This is a genomic window from Sporosarcina luteola (assembly GCF_007991495.1).
Taxonomy (GTDB): domain Bacteria; phylum Bacillota; class Bacilli; order Bacillales_A; family Planococcaceae; genus Sporosarcina; species Sporosarcina luteola.
Map to the genome: position 1 here is coordinate 53,576 of NZ_BJYL01000012.1, position 15,212 is coordinate 68,787.

At 44.1% G+C, this 15,212-nt stretch carries 17 protein-coding genes; 12 read left to right on the top strand and 5 right to left on the bottom strand.

Annotation, left to right across the window (positions count from 1 at the left end; all coding sequences use genetic code 11):
• Window positions 1-34: 34 nt before the first annotated feature.
• The 3 genes from modA (at window position 35) to SLU01_RS04810 (ending at window position 2,302) form a co-directional block, all read left to right on the top strand.
• Window positions 35-814, top strand: coding sequence for a molybdate ABC transporter substrate-binding protein (gene modA, locus SLU01_RS04800; protein ID WP_147055900.1), 780 nt, complete (start codon window positions 35-37; stop codon window positions 812-814).
• Between the two features lie 137 nt (window positions 815-951).
• Window positions 952-1,647 carry a molybdate ABC transporter permease subunit gene (gene modB / locus SLU01_RS04805; RefSeq protein ID WP_147055903.1) on the top strand — a complete coding sequence of 232 codons (696 nt, stop codon included), beginning with the start codon at window positions 952-954 and terminating at the stop codon, window positions 1,645-1,647.
• 4 nt (window positions 1,648-1,651) lie between these two features.
• Window positions 1,652-2,302 carry an ATP-binding cassette domain-containing protein gene (locus tag SLU01_RS04810; protein WP_147055905.1) on the top strand — a complete coding sequence of 217 codons (651 nt, stop codon included), beginning with the start codon at window positions 1,652-1,654 and terminating at the stop codon, window positions 2,300-2,302.
• A 23-nt stretch (window positions 2,303-2,325) separates the two neighbouring features.
• Here the strand turns inward: SLU01_RS04810 and SLU01_RS04815 are convergent, their stop codons facing one another.
• Together SLU01_RS04815 and SLU01_RS04820 are read right to left on the bottom strand one after the other, a co-directional pair.
• Entirely contained in the window at window positions 2,326-2,946 is a 621-nt protein-coding gene (locus SLU01_RS04815) for a nucleotidyltransferase family protein (protein WP_147055907.1), read from the bottom strand.
• Window positions 2,922-3,932 carry an XdhC family protein gene (locus SLU01_RS04820; protein ID WP_147055909.1) on the bottom strand — a complete coding sequence of 337 codons (1,011 nt, stop codon included), beginning with the start codon at window positions 3,930-3,932 and terminating at the stop codon, window positions 2,922-2,924. The genes SLU01_RS04815 and SLU01_RS04820 overlap by 25 nt, the downstream gene beginning before the upstream one ends.
• 152 nt (window positions 3,933-4,084) lie before the next feature.
• On the opposite strand from SLU01_RS04820, the gene SLU01_RS04825 reads away from it, so the two are divergent.
• The 3 genes from SLU01_RS04825 to SLU01_RS04835 are packed head-to-tail and all read left to right on the top strand — an operon-like array spanning window position 4,085 to window position 7,735.
• Window positions 4,085-6,442 (top strand): xanthine dehydrogenase family protein molybdopterin-binding subunit, encoded by a 2,358-nt coding sequence (locus SLU01_RS04825; RefSeq protein ID WP_147055911.1) that lies wholly within the window; start codon window positions 4,085-4,087, stop codon window positions 6,440-6,442.
• Window positions 6,423-7,253, top strand: a complete 831-nt coding sequence (locus SLU01_RS04830) for an FAD binding domain-containing protein (protein ID WP_147055913.1) — start codon at window positions 6,423-6,425, stop codon at window positions 7,251-7,253. The genes SLU01_RS04825 and SLU01_RS04830 overlap by 20 nt, the downstream gene beginning before the upstream one ends.
• Window positions 7,250-7,735, top strand: coding sequence for a (2Fe-2S)-binding protein (locus tag SLU01_RS04835; protein WP_147055915.1), 486 nt, complete (start codon window positions 7,250-7,252; stop codon window positions 7,733-7,735). Before SLU01_RS04830 ends, SLU01_RS04835 begins: the two co-directional genes overlap by 4 nt.
• A 41-nt stretch (window positions 7,736-7,776) precedes the next feature.
• Here the strand turns inward: SLU01_RS04835 and SLU01_RS04840 are convergent, their stop codons facing one another.
• On the bottom strand, window positions 7,777-8,097 hold the full coding sequence (locus SLU01_RS04840) for a hypothetical protein (RefSeq protein WP_147055917.1): 321 nt from the start codon (window positions 8,095-8,097) through the stop codon (window positions 7,777-7,779).
• Window positions 8,098-8,258: 161 nt separating this feature from the next.
• On the opposite strand from SLU01_RS04840, the gene SLU01_RS04845 reads away from it, so the two are divergent.
• The 6 genes from SLU01_RS04845 to fni all read left to right on the top strand — a co-directional run bounded on the left by SLU01_RS04845 (window position 8,259) and on the right by fni (window position 13,494).
• A complete protein-coding gene (locus SLU01_RS04845; RefSeq protein WP_246110881.1) occupies window positions 8,259-8,945 on the top strand; it encodes a YwaF family protein in 687 nt (228 codons plus the stop codon).
• A gap of 79 nt (window positions 8,946-9,024) precedes the next feature.
• Window positions 9,025-9,201, top strand: a complete 177-nt coding sequence (locus SLU01_RS17895) for a hypothetical protein (protein WP_170232592.1) — start codon at window positions 9,025-9,027, stop codon at window positions 9,199-9,201.
• Between the two features lie 174 nt (window positions 9,202-9,375).
• Window positions 9,376-10,317, top strand: a complete 942-nt coding sequence (gene mvk / locus SLU01_RS04850; RefSeq protein WP_147055922.1) for a mevalonate kinase — start codon at window positions 9,376-9,378, stop codon at window positions 10,315-10,317.
• Window positions 10,318-10,341: 24 nt separating this feature from the next.
• Complete coding sequence (mvaD, locus tag SLU01_RS04855; protein WP_147055924.1) at window positions 10,342-11,322, top strand: diphosphomevalonate decarboxylase; 981 nt, start codon at window positions 10,342-10,344, stop codon at window positions 11,320-11,322.
• 19 nt (window positions 11,323-11,341) lie between these two features.
• Window positions 11,342-12,463, top strand: a complete 1,122-nt coding sequence (locus SLU01_RS04860) for a phosphomevalonate kinase (protein ID WP_147055926.1) — start codon at window positions 11,342-11,344, stop codon at window positions 12,461-12,463.
• The gene (gene fni, locus SLU01_RS04865) at window positions 12,460-13,494 is read left to right on the top strand and encodes a type 2 isopentenyl-diphosphate Delta-isomerase (protein WP_147055928.1); all 1,035 of its coding nucleotides are present in this window, start codon (window positions 12,460-12,462) and stop codon (window positions 13,492-13,494) included. The genes SLU01_RS04860 and fni overlap by 4 nt, the downstream gene beginning before the upstream one ends.
• 40 nt (window positions 13,495-13,534) lie before the next feature.
• On the opposite strand, the gene ribH is transcribed toward fni, so the two are convergent.
• Both ribH and SLU01_RS04875 read right to left on the bottom strand, forming a co-directional pair.
• Entirely contained in the window at window positions 13,535-13,999 is a 465-nt protein-coding gene (gene ribH, locus SLU01_RS04870) for a 6,7-dimethyl-8-ribityllumazine synthase (RefSeq protein WP_147055930.1), read from the bottom strand.
• Window positions 14,000-14,012: 13 nt separating this feature from the next.
• Window positions 14,013-15,206 carry a bifunctional 3,4-dihydroxy-2-butanone-4-phosphate synthase/GTP cyclohydrolase II gene (locus SLU01_RS04875; protein WP_147055932.1) on the bottom strand — a complete coding sequence of 398 codons (1,194 nt, stop codon included), beginning with the start codon at window positions 15,204-15,206 and terminating at the stop codon, window positions 14,013-14,015.
• Window positions 15,207-15,212: the final 6 nt, after the last annotated feature.

The following is a 15,212-nucleotide window of genomic DNA, read 5'->3' on the forward strand; positions in this document are numbered from 1 at the left end:
AATTGTTATAACAGGAATGGAGAGGTGGTAACTTATGAAAAAAAACGTCCTACTGTTTTGCCTGTTTTTTGTTTTATTGCTTTCCTTCGGATGTAGTGATGGGGGGAAAGTAAAGGAAGATGAAGAGCAAGTTGAACTGCTGGTTTCTGCTGCTGCCAGTTTGACCGATGTATTAACGGAGCTAAAAGAAGAATACGAAAAAGATCATAAAAATACAAGCATTACATTCAACTTCGGTAGTTCGGGAAAATTAGCTGCACAAATCGAACAGGGCGCTCCAGCCGATCTGTTCTTATCAGCAAGCGCAAAAGATATGGATAATATGAATGATAAAGGATTAATCGATGAACCTTCAAGAATTGATTTTACTCAAAATTCACTTGTGTTAATTTCTAATAAGGATTCCACTATTGATCTTAATTCGTTTGAAAAAATAGATTCGGCAAAAATAGACCACCTTGCAATCGGTGAGCCTGAAAGCGTTCCTGTCGGCCGTTATACAAAGGAAGTTTTCGAGCATCTTGGCTTATGGGAACCTTTACAAAGTAAATTAGTTATGGGATCAGATGTACGCCAGGTTTTGACCCATGTTGAAATGGGCAATGCCGATCTAGGAATCGTTTACGCAAGCGATGCGTTAATTTCGGACAAAGTGAAAGTATTGGCGAAAGCAGACACAGAATGGCATGAACCTATTGTTTATCCGGGGGCAATTGTGGATTCCTCACGACATAAAGAAGAAGCACAGGAATTCTTGGATTATCTAATGAGTGCAGACGGGAAGTTACAGTTGGAGAAGTTCGGTTTCAAGTAAGTCCAGCTTCGGGCGCCAGAAACTCGGGGTCATAAGTCGAATATGCTATGTGGCAAAGAGCGCCACTTCGCATCTTCGTCTTATGCCCGTCGTTTCTAGACAGGCGCCCTACGCATTCTGAATGAGGAGGGGATAATATGACTAACGGAGACTATACTCCTTTACTTTTATCGTTGAAAGTGGCGGCCATCTCGACCTCTATTGTATTTGTAGCAGGTGTGTTTTTCGCTTATTTATTTGCAAAGAAACAGTTCTTCGGCAAAAGTATTATCGAATCTTTTTTTATGCTTCCGTTAGTCCTTCCTCCTACCGTTGTTGGTTTTGGTCTGCTTGTGTTGTTCGGGAAAAAAGGGTGGATTGGCAGTTGGCTTATTGAATGGTTTGATTTTCAAGTTGTGTTCACTTGGATTGGTGCTGTCATTGCTTCAATCGTCGTCTCTTTCCCGTTAATGTACCAAAGTGCTGTTGCTGCTTTTGAAAGCCTTGATAAAAAATTCGAAAATGTCGCTCGAACAATGGGTGCATCTGAATGGCGTGTGTTTTGGACGGTGGCTTTTCCATTAGCTTGGCCAGGGTTGCTTGCCGGATTAGTGTTATCATTCGCTAGAGGACTGGGGGAATTTGGCGCCACACTTATGTTGGCAGGCTATATCCCGGGAAAGACTGACACCATACCGATGGCGATCTATTTTGCGGTAGAATCCGGGCAAATGGAAAAAGCCACGTTCTGGGTCATTATTATAGTCGCATTAGGCTTCAGTACGATCATGTGGCTGAATTGGTGGAGCAAACGCAATATGAGACGATTTTCGAATGATGTGAAAAGAAGGTGATCACATGTTAAAAGTGCATATCAACAAGCAATTATTTCATTACGATTTGGAAGTAGACTTTACAGCCACAAGTGAAATTATCGTTCTGTTTGGTCCATCCGGTTCTGGAAAGACGACAATATTAAATAGTATTGCAGGATTGTGTCAGCCTGATTCCGGAGAAATCTCATTGAATGATCAACTATTTTATGGTGATAAGAACGGCTCGCTACCAACACGGGAACGGAATATCGGTTACCTCTTCCAAGACTATGCACTTTTTCCGCATATGACGGTAGAAAAGAATATCCGTTATGGGGTTAAAAAGAAGGGGACCGAACTCAATCTTATTTTGGAAAAGCTACTGGATGTTCTTGGGATCCGACACTTATTGTCTAAGTATCCCCATCAGGTTTCTGGCGGAGAAAAGCAACGGGTGGCACTTGCTCGGGCGTTGGCGACGGAACCTTCCATTTTACTTCTAGATGAGCCCTTATCTGCACTTGATAGCGAAACAAGGACCGAGTGTCAAAATGAACTGATACGGCTCCATGAGTTATGGAAAATTCCATTTATCATTGTTACACATGATATGGATGAAGCCAAAAAGCTGGGAGACCGCATTTTATTCCTTGAAAAGGGAACTATTATAAAAACGACTGCCTGTAACCGCTGAAAATTTCGGTTGAGGCAGTCGTTTTATTTTTCTCCATCGAGCTGTTCAGTTAGTAATAAGTTGTAGTCATCAGGCGTATCTACATCGAATAAAAGTCTGTGATCCATGCAAGGCAATCGCTTACCTTGAGTGAATAAGGTTCCATGCAGAAGTTCTCTTGCGCCTTTATCCCCTCTAATGTTCAAAAGGATTGGAAAAACTTCCGAGGACAATAAAATTGGCGGTTTCATTGTCCCTTCATAAGTTGTTGCTACGTACTTACTTGTAGGATGGCTGTTCCAACACTTCAACATTTCATCGATCATGGCAGCAGTAATAAACGGTTGGTCCGCTAAGAGGACAACTGCAGCTGAGGCGCCAAAGTTTTTAGCATGACTAATTCCGCATCGCAGTGACACCGATTGCCCGTCTTCAGCATTTGGACAAGGTAAAACTGTGCATTTTTCATGGTTTCTTAAACGATCGGGCATCCATAATAATTCATCACCTTCCTTTGCAACAATGTAGATTTGCTTTAGTGTCGATTGAACCGCCGTATCAAGTGCCAAGCTTCCCAATGCCATCTTGCCGATCGGCAAAGCCAATTTATCGTTCCCCATCCTGCGGCTGTTACCGGCTGCTAAATAGATGCCAACGACGGACATATAGCCATTCCTCTTCGAATAGAAATCATTTCGGCGATGATGCTAACTGCAATTTCTTCAGGTCCTTCTGCACCAATGGAAAGACCGATTGGAGAATTAAGCCATGCTGGAATCGAATTGCCGACTAACCGCATAGTCCTTTTTTTCGATCCTAATAAACCTGTATATAATAGTTGTGTGTCTTGCAGTCTACGTACGATTTGCTCATCCACTTGGAAATCATGTGTCATGATGACGACTGAATCGAGTGGACGGAAATTAATTTGTCTCAGTAACTTGTCTATAGGGCCTATTTTAAACGAAGTCGCCGTTGGGAAATTCACTTTCGTACAAAGTGCTTCTCTCCAATCACATATATGAACAGCATAACCGACTGTCGAAGCGAGCTGCGCAAATGGTCTAGCATCTGCACCTGCCCCAAATAGATATAAAGAGGGTTCTGGCCAAATCCATTGATGGTAGAAAAGCTCGTCTTCCATGAATTTTTGCTCTGCAACTTGCTGATAGGGCTGCAGGCTTTCATGCACCCGTTCAATCTGTAATGGACCAACCTTGTGACTTGCAGAACTGAACTGGTACTTATATTCATCCTCCAATGATTGAATGAATTTTACGGGCCTTTTCTGTTGAAGTTCATTATAAAGAAAATGCAGGCATTCTTTGAATTCATCATCCACATCCCTTAGCAATACCGTGACAACGCCGTTGCAGCCTGCACCGCGCCCCCATCCTAAATCATCTTCAGCACTTAAATCGAATTTACATTGTTTCACTTCACCCGAATGATACAGTTCCTTTGCCCGAATTTGAAGGTCACTTTCAAGACATCCACCGCTCAGTATGCCTATTGTTGATCCGTCTTCGAGAAAACACATCCAAGCCCCTTCTTTCCGGTAGGCAGTCCCTTCTACGTGGATGACTTGCGCAAGGACAGCTGCTTGTTCAGTTTTGGTAATCGTTTCAATCAGTTGTGGAATAAACCCCATCAAGCTTCACCTCTGCAATTCATTAATTACGGACAGTTTCAACATGTTGCATCCGGTTTATTCGAAACCTTTATTATAAATGCCGTCTATCTTGGCTAACATATTTACTAGTTGAGATTGAATTGTTTTCGATCGAAAGGGAGGAATAAGTCTTGCAGAATGGATTTCATAAAACTGTTGGTACTGCAGAACAACGGATTGACGCTATTGAGAAATCTACGGGCAATGTGAAATATCTCGGGGATAAATTAACGAAAGGGATGTTGCATGCTAAAGTGGCGACGAGTACGGAAGCCCATGCAATCATCAAATCTATTAATACAATGGAGGCGTGGAAAGTGCCCGGTGTACATGCCATTGTCACTGGGGATATGTTTCCGTTTCCAATCGGTCCGATACTTGCTGACCGGCCGCCGCTCGCGTTTAAAAAAGTGCGGTATTACGGGGAGCCGGTAGCGATCATTGTAGCGGAGCATCCTTATCAGGCAAAGCAGGCGGCAAGAAAAATCATCGTCGATTATGAACCGCTTCCCATTGTTAATTCGGTAGAGCAAGCTTTTCAGAAAGACGCGCCGTTAATACATGAACAATCAGGACAATATACAAAAATCATTGATAATGTCTATCCGGTTCCCGGTACAAACATTGCGAGCCACATTAAAATTAGAAAAGGGGATTTTGGACAAGCGTGGGCTGCCTGTACGGATACATTCACCGCTACATATTCATTCAATCTATCGGATCACGCAGCAATGGAGACGAGATCAGCAACGGTTGAAATAAACCCCGATGGCCGGGTCATTGTCCATTCAACGAGCCAATCTCCGTATACGATTAAAAAGATTTTCAATCAATTTTTCAATCTGGAAGTCGGGAAAGTCATTGTTCATATCCCCATGTTAGGAGGCGCGTTTGGCGGAAAAGGTGCCGTTCAACTGGAACCTCTCGCCTATTTGGCATCCAATGCGGTTGGTGGGAAACTTGTAAAATTGCATTTTGAACGAGAGGAAGACATGATGACAGCGCCTTGTCATATCGGCTTCAACGCAACCGTTAAATTAGGTGTAAATCAAGAAGGAAAACTAATGGCTGGCCAATATACGTTTCTTATTGAAGCGGGAGCTTACTCGGATCAGGCCGCTGGTATCACTCGTGCCGCTGCACTAGACTGTACGGGGCCTTACCATATCCCGAATGTCTGGTGTGATTCCTATTGCATGTACACAAATCATCCTTACGCCACTTCATTCAGGGGGTATGGGCATCCAGAGCTTACATTTGCGATCGAACGGACGATGGATCAATTTGCGAATAAATTGAAGATGGATCCAATCGAATTCCGTTTATTAAATGCCATAAAACCTGGGCATACGACTCCTACGCAATCAGTGCTAACTGTAAACAATATTGGAGATGCGGCGAAATGCATAACGCGGGCAAAAGAGTTGATCGAATGGACCAGTGATCCGGTATCAACAACAAAAGATGGCCTGATTCGGGCAAAAGGAGTAGCACTGTTCTGGAAGACGTCGACTACATCAACGAATGCACAAGCTGGAGCGATTCTGCTATTTGAGCCGGACGGTTCAGTAAAATTGAGTTGTGCCGCCGTGGAACTCGGACAAGGGACAAAAACGATACTGGCGCAAATTGCCGCTGAACGCTTAAAAATGGATGTCTCTGAAATACATGTGACGATGGAAGTGAACACGCAATATACGCCGCATCAATGGCGTACTGTTGCCAGTAGCACAACTTTTTTAGCTGGAAATGCTGTATTGGCTGCGGCAGATGATGCGATCAGGCAGTTGAAAAAAATTGGTGCGGTCGCTTTACAATGTTCCGAGGAGGATTTGGAAGTAGGAAATAGCAGAGTGTATATAAAATCTGATCCAATGAAAGGCATCGCTATAAAAACAATTGCGCTCGGCTACAAATTCCCTGACGGACATACGGTAGGTGGGCAGGTCATCGGAACCGGCGTCAAGATGCAACGCCAATTGACGACCATGGATAAGGAAACGGGTTTCGGAGATCCGGGTCCTTGGTGGTCTGTCGGTGCGCAGGGAGTGGAAATCGAATGGGATGAACGCAATTTCACATATAAAATCATCAAGGCGGTAACGGTGATGGATGGTGGGACGATCATTAACCCGATGACCGCAACACAGCAGATGCGCGGAGGAATTTTTCTAGGTTTAAGCATAGCTAGCGGCGAATCATTCGAATTCAATGAGCAAGGGGTTATTCAAAATCCGGATTTACGAACATATCAGATGATGCGTATGGGAGATCAGCCGAGTGAATACATTGTGGAATTTATAGAAACACCTAGTGAAGATGGTCCCTTCGGAGCGAGAGGAATAGGTGAATACGGAGTGATTGGTGCGGCGGCGGCATTAGCCAACAGTCTATCTTCGGCAACAAATGTAGAAATGAATAAGCTGCCACTGACTCCGGAAATGATTTGGCGGATGAAAGGAGAAGCCTATGATTCCGTTCAATTTTGATTATTTCAAGCCGGATTCCACGGAAGAGGCGATTAAAACGTATACAAGTGAATGGAAATTAGGAAAAAAAGTCGTCTATTTCACTGGCGGCACGGAAGTGATTACCTTTTCCCGTGGCGGCAAAATGACTGCTGACGCGGTCATTGATTTGAAAGGAATTCCTGATTGCACTGTGTTGGAAATGGTTGGAGAAAAACTCATCATCGGAGCCGCCATTACATTAAATCAATTGATTGAATCGGATGTCTTTCCTTTATTAAGCGAAACGGCCCGCCGCATTGCGGATCATACTTCTCGGAACAAAATAACAATTGGAGGCAATTTGATGAGTAAGCTCAACTATAAGGAGTGTATATTGCCCCTTTTAGTAGCTGAAGCTGTCGTTGTCATAGTGGGTCCTAAAGGAATGGAAGAGTTACCGGCAGAAAAACTTGCGTCGGGCATATTGGAAGAAGGAACATTTCTCACTCAAATAAAAGTGCCGGTTTCGAATCTCAATTTGCCATACACAAGTTTAAAACGAACACGTACTACAAAAGTCGGTTATCCGATCGTGAGCTTGGCGGCATTGATAAAAGAGGACCGAATACGGGTGGCATTCAGCGGTCTCGATGAGTATCCATTTCGATCAGCGGTCGTGGAGGCTACTTTGAATGACCGTACATTGAGTGACGAGCAAAGAATCAGTAAGGCAATCGCTAAATTACCCACATCGATATCCGATGATTTTTTGGCATCGAAAGGCTTTCGCAAGTTTACACTTGGCATATTATTAACAGAAATGAACACAGTATTGGAGGGGCAGCCATGATTATGTCGAACACTAGCAAATATACTGTAATACCGTTGCTTGTAAATGGTCAGTCACATGATGTAATGGTGCGGTCTGCAGATACATTACTACACACATTACGTGAACAAATAGGGCTGACCGGAGCTAAACATGCTTGTGGCAACGGTGATTGCGGCGCTTGTACGGTGTTGGTCGACGGCAAGCCGATGCACTCCTGCCTAATGCTTGCAGTAGAGGCCGTATCTGAGGAGATTACGACAATTGAAGGATTGAAACATTCAGAGATGCGACAAGCCTTTGTAGAACAATGGGCGATCCAATGCGGTTACTGTACCCCTGGGTTTATTTTAAATTGCCATGCACTTGTTAAAGAGCATCCCGATGCTGATGATGAGAAGATTGAGGAATGGTTGCAGTCCAATCTTTGCAGATGCACTGGCTACTATGAGATAAAACAAGCCGTCAAATTCGTTTTGGAAATGAATAAGAAAAACGGTTAAATGATAAAAGTGAACCCTCAACATATGCCGAGGGTTCACTTTTATTTTTTAAAGCTCTGATTGCCCATATTCAACGTTTCAATGAGTTGCAGGGTTTGTGCGGCCTGGTCGATCTGTTTGCGTACTTGTTCAAGCTGTTGCTGAACGGTCGTAGGTGATTGAGTGACAGCTTGCGCTTGTGTTTGATTTAACAGCTGGGAAGCTTGTTGAAGTTGTTGTTGCGCTTGTTTCACTGCTTGCGCATCAAATAAGGTATTCATCTGCTGAATCGTTTGTGATGCACTTTGAAGTTTCTTGAGAATTTGTTTTTTCTCTCGCTGGAATTGTTCGTCTAGCGCCTCTTGTGCAGTTTTTTGTACCAAGTTCAATTTCCCCTTTCAAATTAGATGCTTTCACTAGTATGTGTTGTAGAATCTTTTATTAATCAGATGATTCATTCATAATCCTTGTATGCAATGATATAATTAGGGAAATAAAAAGGGAATGGGGAATGGAATTGGGGAGTAGTTCCAACTCTTTTGAGATGTTTTCCGTAATTCATTTAGCAACAATTCTCGTGCTGCTATGTCTAATTCTCCTCTTGTTTTTGGGACGGAGGTACATATGCTCACAAACTGATCGGTTAAAATTTTGGGAGCGTTTTGCAGCGATCTCTTTATTCGCAATGGAGATTTCCTATCATCTATGGATGAGTAGGACGGGCAGATGGGGAGCGGAAGACTCTTTGCCTCTAGAACTGTGCAGTATTTCGCTGCTAGCTGCAATCATTTTACTTTGGACTGGAGATCGGCGGTTAGTGGACTTTGTTGTTTTTGCAGGAATCGGAGGCGCCATCCAAGCAGTTATTACGCCTGTCCTTGATATGAATTTTCCACATTTCCGCTTTTTCCACTTTTTCTACACACATGCCGGGATTATTTTGACCGGTCTCTATTTCGTATGGGTGAAGAACTACAGGCCGACCTTTAGGGGAGTTCTAAAAACGATGATTGCGGTTAATGCTTTACTGCCGATTATTATGGCGGCCAATTGGTTGTTTGATGGGAATTATATGTTTTTGCGCATGAAACCTCAAAATGGCAGTTTACTTGACTTCCTCGGACCCTATCCATGGTACATCCTGTCACTGGAAGCGGTAGCCTTTATCATGTTCAGCTTGATATGGCTTTTGCTAAGGAAGCGTTCATCCCGTAAAAAGATCGTCTCATAAAGCGTTTTACACATGGACAATGATTCTATCCGGATGGTATGATTTAGGAACTGAACATACTCAAAATAGGAGGGTATTTATGACAACTGAAAAGAAGAAAATCAGTTTGAAGGATGCTGTTAAACAACAGCTGGAAGCGAAGAAAAATAAAACGACAGCCGGCAAATCGGTTGGAAACTCCATTCAACAAACGCCAAAAATGAAAAGCCAGCAAACGAAAAAAGTGAGCCAATCCCGGAGAAAAATGGGCGTCTAACCTTTCACCTATCCCCTGCATAAGCGGATAGGTGTTTTTTCGTTTTCAAGGCATCTCATGATAATATAAGGATAGCTGCCAAGTAGGCAAGCCTGAATGCTGAAAATTGGCGGCTTGTGCCCTATAATGGATTGTAAACAGCTACGAATTTGATGATAGAAGTGAGGAACATCCATGTCTCAAAAAGCAGAAGGGAAAGCCCACGGTAAGGTCATTCTAATCGGCGAACATTCCGTCGTTTATGACAAACCTGCGATTGCAATCCCTTTTCCTGTTGTGAATGTCACAGCAACGATAGAAGAAAATTATACTGCAAACCATTCAATTTACATTAATAGCAAGTATTATGACGGCTTACTTATAAATGCTCCTGAAGAATTGTCAGGCATTAAAGCCTGTGTGGAAGAAACATTCTATTTGCTGAATGCCAAACCGAAGAATATATGCATTACAATCAGTTCCACTATTCCGTCCGGCCGTGGTTTAGGTTCCAGTGCGGCGGTGGCACATGCAATTGTGAGAGCAATTTTCAACCATTTTGATGCGTCTTTATCCAAAGATATTCAAATGCATCTCGTCCAAATAGCCGAGACGCATGCGCATGGAAACCCAAGTGGAATTGATATGGAGGCTACTTATAGCGACGCTCCGATATGGTTCCAAAAGGGGAAGAAGACAAAGGCTTTAGAAATCGGATCGCCATTGCATTTGATCGTTGCAGATTCCGGCCGCTTTGGCGACACCAAAACGGCAGTGGAAAGTATTCGAAGTTTGTATCTCAAACATCCTGGCCCTACGCGCAGCTCGATTGATTTGCTTGGAGAGTACACTGTTGAATGTGCTCATTCATTATCAACGGGTGACTTGCACCGCATCGGAGAACTTATGAACCTAGCCCAAATTGAACTTACAAAGCTAGGAGTAAGTGATGACAGACTTGAACAGTTCATTCAGGTTGCAAGGAAAAACGATGCGCTTGGCGCAAAATTGACAGGGGGCGGGCGAGGAGGTTGCATTTTAGCATTAGCTGAAAATGAACAGCATGCAATTTCTCTTTCCCATGCACTTAAAGAAGCAGGAGCTCCCCGGACGTGGACAAGTAGATTAGACGGTTGATGAGAAGATAGTGGAGGGATTCATTTGAAGGCGATCGCAAAAGCGCACACAAATATTGCATTGATAAAATATTGGGGAAAACGAAACGAACAATTGTTCCTGCCTATGAATAACAGCATTTCGATTACGTTAGATCGTTTTTATACTACGACTTCCGTATCGTTTCAAGAGGATTTGTCATCAGATCGATTCCTCTTGGATGGGGAAGAGGTTGGCGGCAAAGAGCGGCAGAAAATTTCCTCTTTCCTTGATCTAATCCGTAATACCGCGAATAAGCAGTATTTCGCTGTTATCGATTCAGTGAACCAAGTACCGACCGCTGCGGGATTCGCTTCTTCTGCATCCGGATTCGCTGCGCTAGCTGCTGCAGCGACAAAGGCAATTGGATTAGATCTTGATGACACGGGGCTTTCAAGACTCGCACGTCAAGGATCTGGCTCTGCTTGCAGATCGATCTATGGCGGATTTGTTGAATGGAATAAAGGGGAGCGGGCAGACGGTGTCGATTCATTTGCCACTCAAATTTTAGATGAAAATGGATGGAATGTGAGTGTTCTTTCTATCATGGTGGAGGCAAAGCAGAAAAAAGTGCTGAGTCGGGAAGGCATGAGACGGACTGTGGAAACTTCTCCTTTTTACTCGGGATGGTTGGAGTCGCTCGAAACCGATTTGGTCGGAACTAGAGAGGCGATCCAGAGACGCGATTTTGAACAATTAGGGATGATTTTGGAGCATAATGCTTTAAAAATGCATGCAACAACGTTAGGCGCAAATCCACCTTTTCTTTATTGGACAAATGCTACAGTTGAAGTTATGCAACGAGTACAAGAACTGCGGGAAGTCGGAGTGGAAGCGTACTTCACAATTGACGCGGGACCGAATGTGAAAGTAATTTGCCAGCTGAAAGATGAGCAGAAAGTGAAAGAGGGTTTACAATCGCTGAATTGCGTCCAAGACATCTTCCTTTGTCATCCCGGTCCTGGAATTAGCTATTTGACTACATAAGGAAAGGACGTGTCTCCGTTTGAGTGCTTCAACCTATCGTATAAGCGTACCTGGAAAGTTATTTATTGCCGGGGAATACGCCGTGTTAGAACCGGAAGGGCAATGCGTTGTTGCAGCGATCGACCGGTATGTAACTGCCGACATCCGCGAGAGTGATCATAATAACATCCATTTGCCTCAGCTTGGATTTTCAGGCGTGACATGGGAGATGATGAATGGACACTTACAATTTAGTGACAACGCGCCTAAACTGACATTCATTCAAAATGCATTACGCGTTTGCATGCAATATATAAAGGAATCAAACGTTCGACCGCTGTCTTTTTCTTTATCCATAACGAGTGAACTAGATGATGCCTCAGGTAAAAAGTATGGACTTGGTTCGAGTGCGGCGGTAGTTGTGGCAGTCATTTCGTCTGTCTTACAGCTTCACGCGAAGGCTGGCATTGAACCGTCATTGGGTTTGACGTATAAGCTCGCATCCATCGCGCATTTCAAGACACAAGGCAACGGATCATGCGCAGATATCGCAGCATCCACGTATGGTGGATGGCTGAACTATAGTGCTTTTGATGGTGAATGGCTTCGTGAAGAAATGAGAGATGATAAAAACGTCCGTTCTATCGTCGAGAAAGACTGGCCCAATCTGATGATTTCATCTATAAGTCCTCCACCTCATCTGCTTCTGTACGTCGGATGGACGGGAAGTGAAATGTCCACATCACCGATGATCAAGAAAATTCAACAAGTACGAAGCGAACAACCTGCTGTCTATAAGCATTTTTTCAAGGACAGCCAAACAGCTGTTATATCATTAGTGAAGGCTTTTCGCGATCAGGATGCGACCCATGCGATCCAAAGCCTATCAAATAACCGCCAAGCGCTAATGCGGCTAAGCGAAGCTGCATACGCTGACATTGAAACGCCGCTATTGAAAGATTTAATTCAAATAGCAGATCGATATGGAGCGGGTAAAACATCAGGTGCAGGCGGTGGAGATTGCGGCATCGCATTCGTAACTACTGATGTAAACGTCGGGAATCTACAAAAAGAATGGAAAAAAGCAGGAATCGAACGGTTGCCAATAAATGTGTCAATGAAGGGCGCGACGGTAAAAAGGAAGGGGGATATTGAAAAATGACGGATTCAATCCATCAGCGAAAAGCAGAACATATTCAAATCACTTTAAATGAAAAAGTGACAGGTAATCATATTACAACCGGCCTTGAGAGGGTTCGCTTTATACATAATGCCTTGCCGGAAATTGATTTCAATGAGATTTCATTGGAAAGCAAGTTTGTCAATCAAACACGCAAAACTCCGTTTATGATTAGTTCCATGACAGGCGGTGCCGCGTTTGCCGAAACGATCAATCGGAACTTGGCAATTGCGGCTGAAGAAAAAGGATGGATTTTTGCATTGGGATCGATGCGTGCTTTAATAGAAAGTGAGGAGCACAGGGCTTCATTCCAAGTAAGGCAATATGCGCCTACAGTTCCGATCATCGCGAATTTAGGCGCAGTGCAGCTAAATTATGGATTTGGTGTCGATCAATGCCGCCAGATCATCGAGATGACTGACTCGAATGCATTGGTGCTGCATTTGAATAGCCTTCAGGAAGTCATTCAGCCTAACGGTGATTTGAATTTTAAAGATCTATTGCCGAAAATTGAAGAACTGACAAAAACGGTCGGAGTGCCTGTAGGTGTGAAAGAAGTCGGATGGGGAATCGATGGAGAAACTGCCAAACGATTATGTGATGTCGGTGTTTCATTCATTGACGTCGCAGGAGCTGGCGGCACGTCTTGGAGCCAAGTTGAAAAACACCGTTCAAATGATCCTATTAAACGGATCGCGGCAGAAACGTTCAGCGTCTGGGGCAACCCGACAGTCGACTGCATTGTTTCAGTACGCGAGAAGATCGGTGATCAATCGATCGTAGCAAGTGGCGGAATGTACACTGGTTTGGATGCTGCAAAGTCAATTGCATTAGGAGCTAACATCGTCGGATTCGGCCGATCCATCTTAAAAGAAGCGACACAATCCGTCGAAGACGTCATTACTGTAATGGAAACGAAAGAACTGGAGTTACGTATGGCAATGTTCGGTATCGGAGCTGCCACGATTGCTGAACTGCAAAATAGTGACAGAGTTCAATATAAGGAGTTATAACGTTAATAAGGGGCTGTTCATCTGAACAGCCCTTTTTTCTTTACAGTTGTTTCATAAGATTTTCCATCTCAATGGCGGATACGCCTGCATCCCATCCTTTATTTCCAGCTTTCGTACCAGCACGTTCAACCGCCTGCTCAATTGAGTCGGTCGTCAATACACCAAATATGACTGGTATATCTTCTGTCATATTGAGAGCTGCCACCCCTTTTGCGACTTCGCTGCATACATAATCGAAGTGGGGGGTAGATCCGCGGATAACAGTGCCTAATGTGATCACCGCGTCATATTTTTTAGTTGCCGCCATCCGTTTTGCAATAAGCGGTATTTCGAAAGCGCCAGGTACCCATGCGATCTCGATGTCATTCACGTCTACTCCGTGGCGGCGCAATGCGTCTTCTGCACCACCGAGAAGCTTACCAGAAATAAATTCATTGAATCGGGAAACAACGATGCCGATTTTAAGTCCTGTGCCGATCAAATGTCCTTCATATGTCTTATTCATTCATTTTTCCTCCTCAATTATGCAGTAGATGTCCTAATTTCGTCTTCTTCGTTTCCATATAGAACCGGTTGTCATCCTTGACAGGCAATTCGATAGGAATGCGATCTTCTATCGTTATCCCATGTTCAGAAAGTCCTTCGACTTTTCGCGGATTATTCGTCAACAATTGAATTCGGTTGCAACCGAGATCATTTAGGATTTGTGCGCTAATGAAATATTCCCGCAGGTCGTCTCCGAAGCCTAAGCGGGCATTCGCCTCAACGGTGTCATATCCTTGTTCTTGCAGCTTATAGGCTTTCATTTTGTTGACAAGGCCGATGCCGCGTCCTTCTTGACGCATGTAAATAAGAATCCCAGCTCCGGCTTCTTCGATTTGGGCAAGTGCCGCGTGCAGTTGCGGGCCGCAATCACATCGACAGGAACCGAAAACATCACCCGTCAGGCATTCCGAATGGATTCTTACGAGAGGGGGAGCTAACTCCTTCAAATGGCCTTTCACAAATGCAATATGTTCACGGCCGGTTAGCTTTTCGATATAAGTTATCGCGGTGAAATCTCCGTATTGAGTCGGCAAGTGTATATCGACAACACGGTCAATGAGTTTTTCGTTTCGTTTCCGGTATGCAATTAACTGTTCAATCGTCAAGATGACGAGGTCATGCTGTTCCGCGATATTCGCGAGCTCTTTTCCCCTTGCCATCGTTCCATCGTTGTTCATGATCTCACAAATAACACCGGCTGGAGATGCACCGGCAAGACGGGCGAGATCAACCGCAGCCTCTGTATGGCCCGGTCGTTCCAAGACGCCGTTTGATTTCGCGACTAACGGAAAGATATGACCCGGTCTTCTGAAGTCAGAAGCTATCGAGTCAGGGTGAAGCATTTGCATTATCGTTTCCGAACGTTCAAATGCGGATATCCCCGTGTGGCAAGACGCATGGTCGATACTGACTGTGAAAGCGGTCCCGTGGGCATCCGTGTTCGTCGTTGCCATAGGCGCTAAATCAAGGTGATCAGCAAGCCGTTGATCAACCGGAACACATATCAAACCTCGTCCTTCCGTCGCCATGAAATTAATCATATCTGGAGTGCCAAAGTCAGCAAGCGCAACAAAGTCTCCTTCGTTTTCGCGGCTTTCGTCATCTACAACTATGATCGCTTTACCTTTTTGTAATTCTTCAATCGCTTGTTCAACTGTACCGAACATTACAAA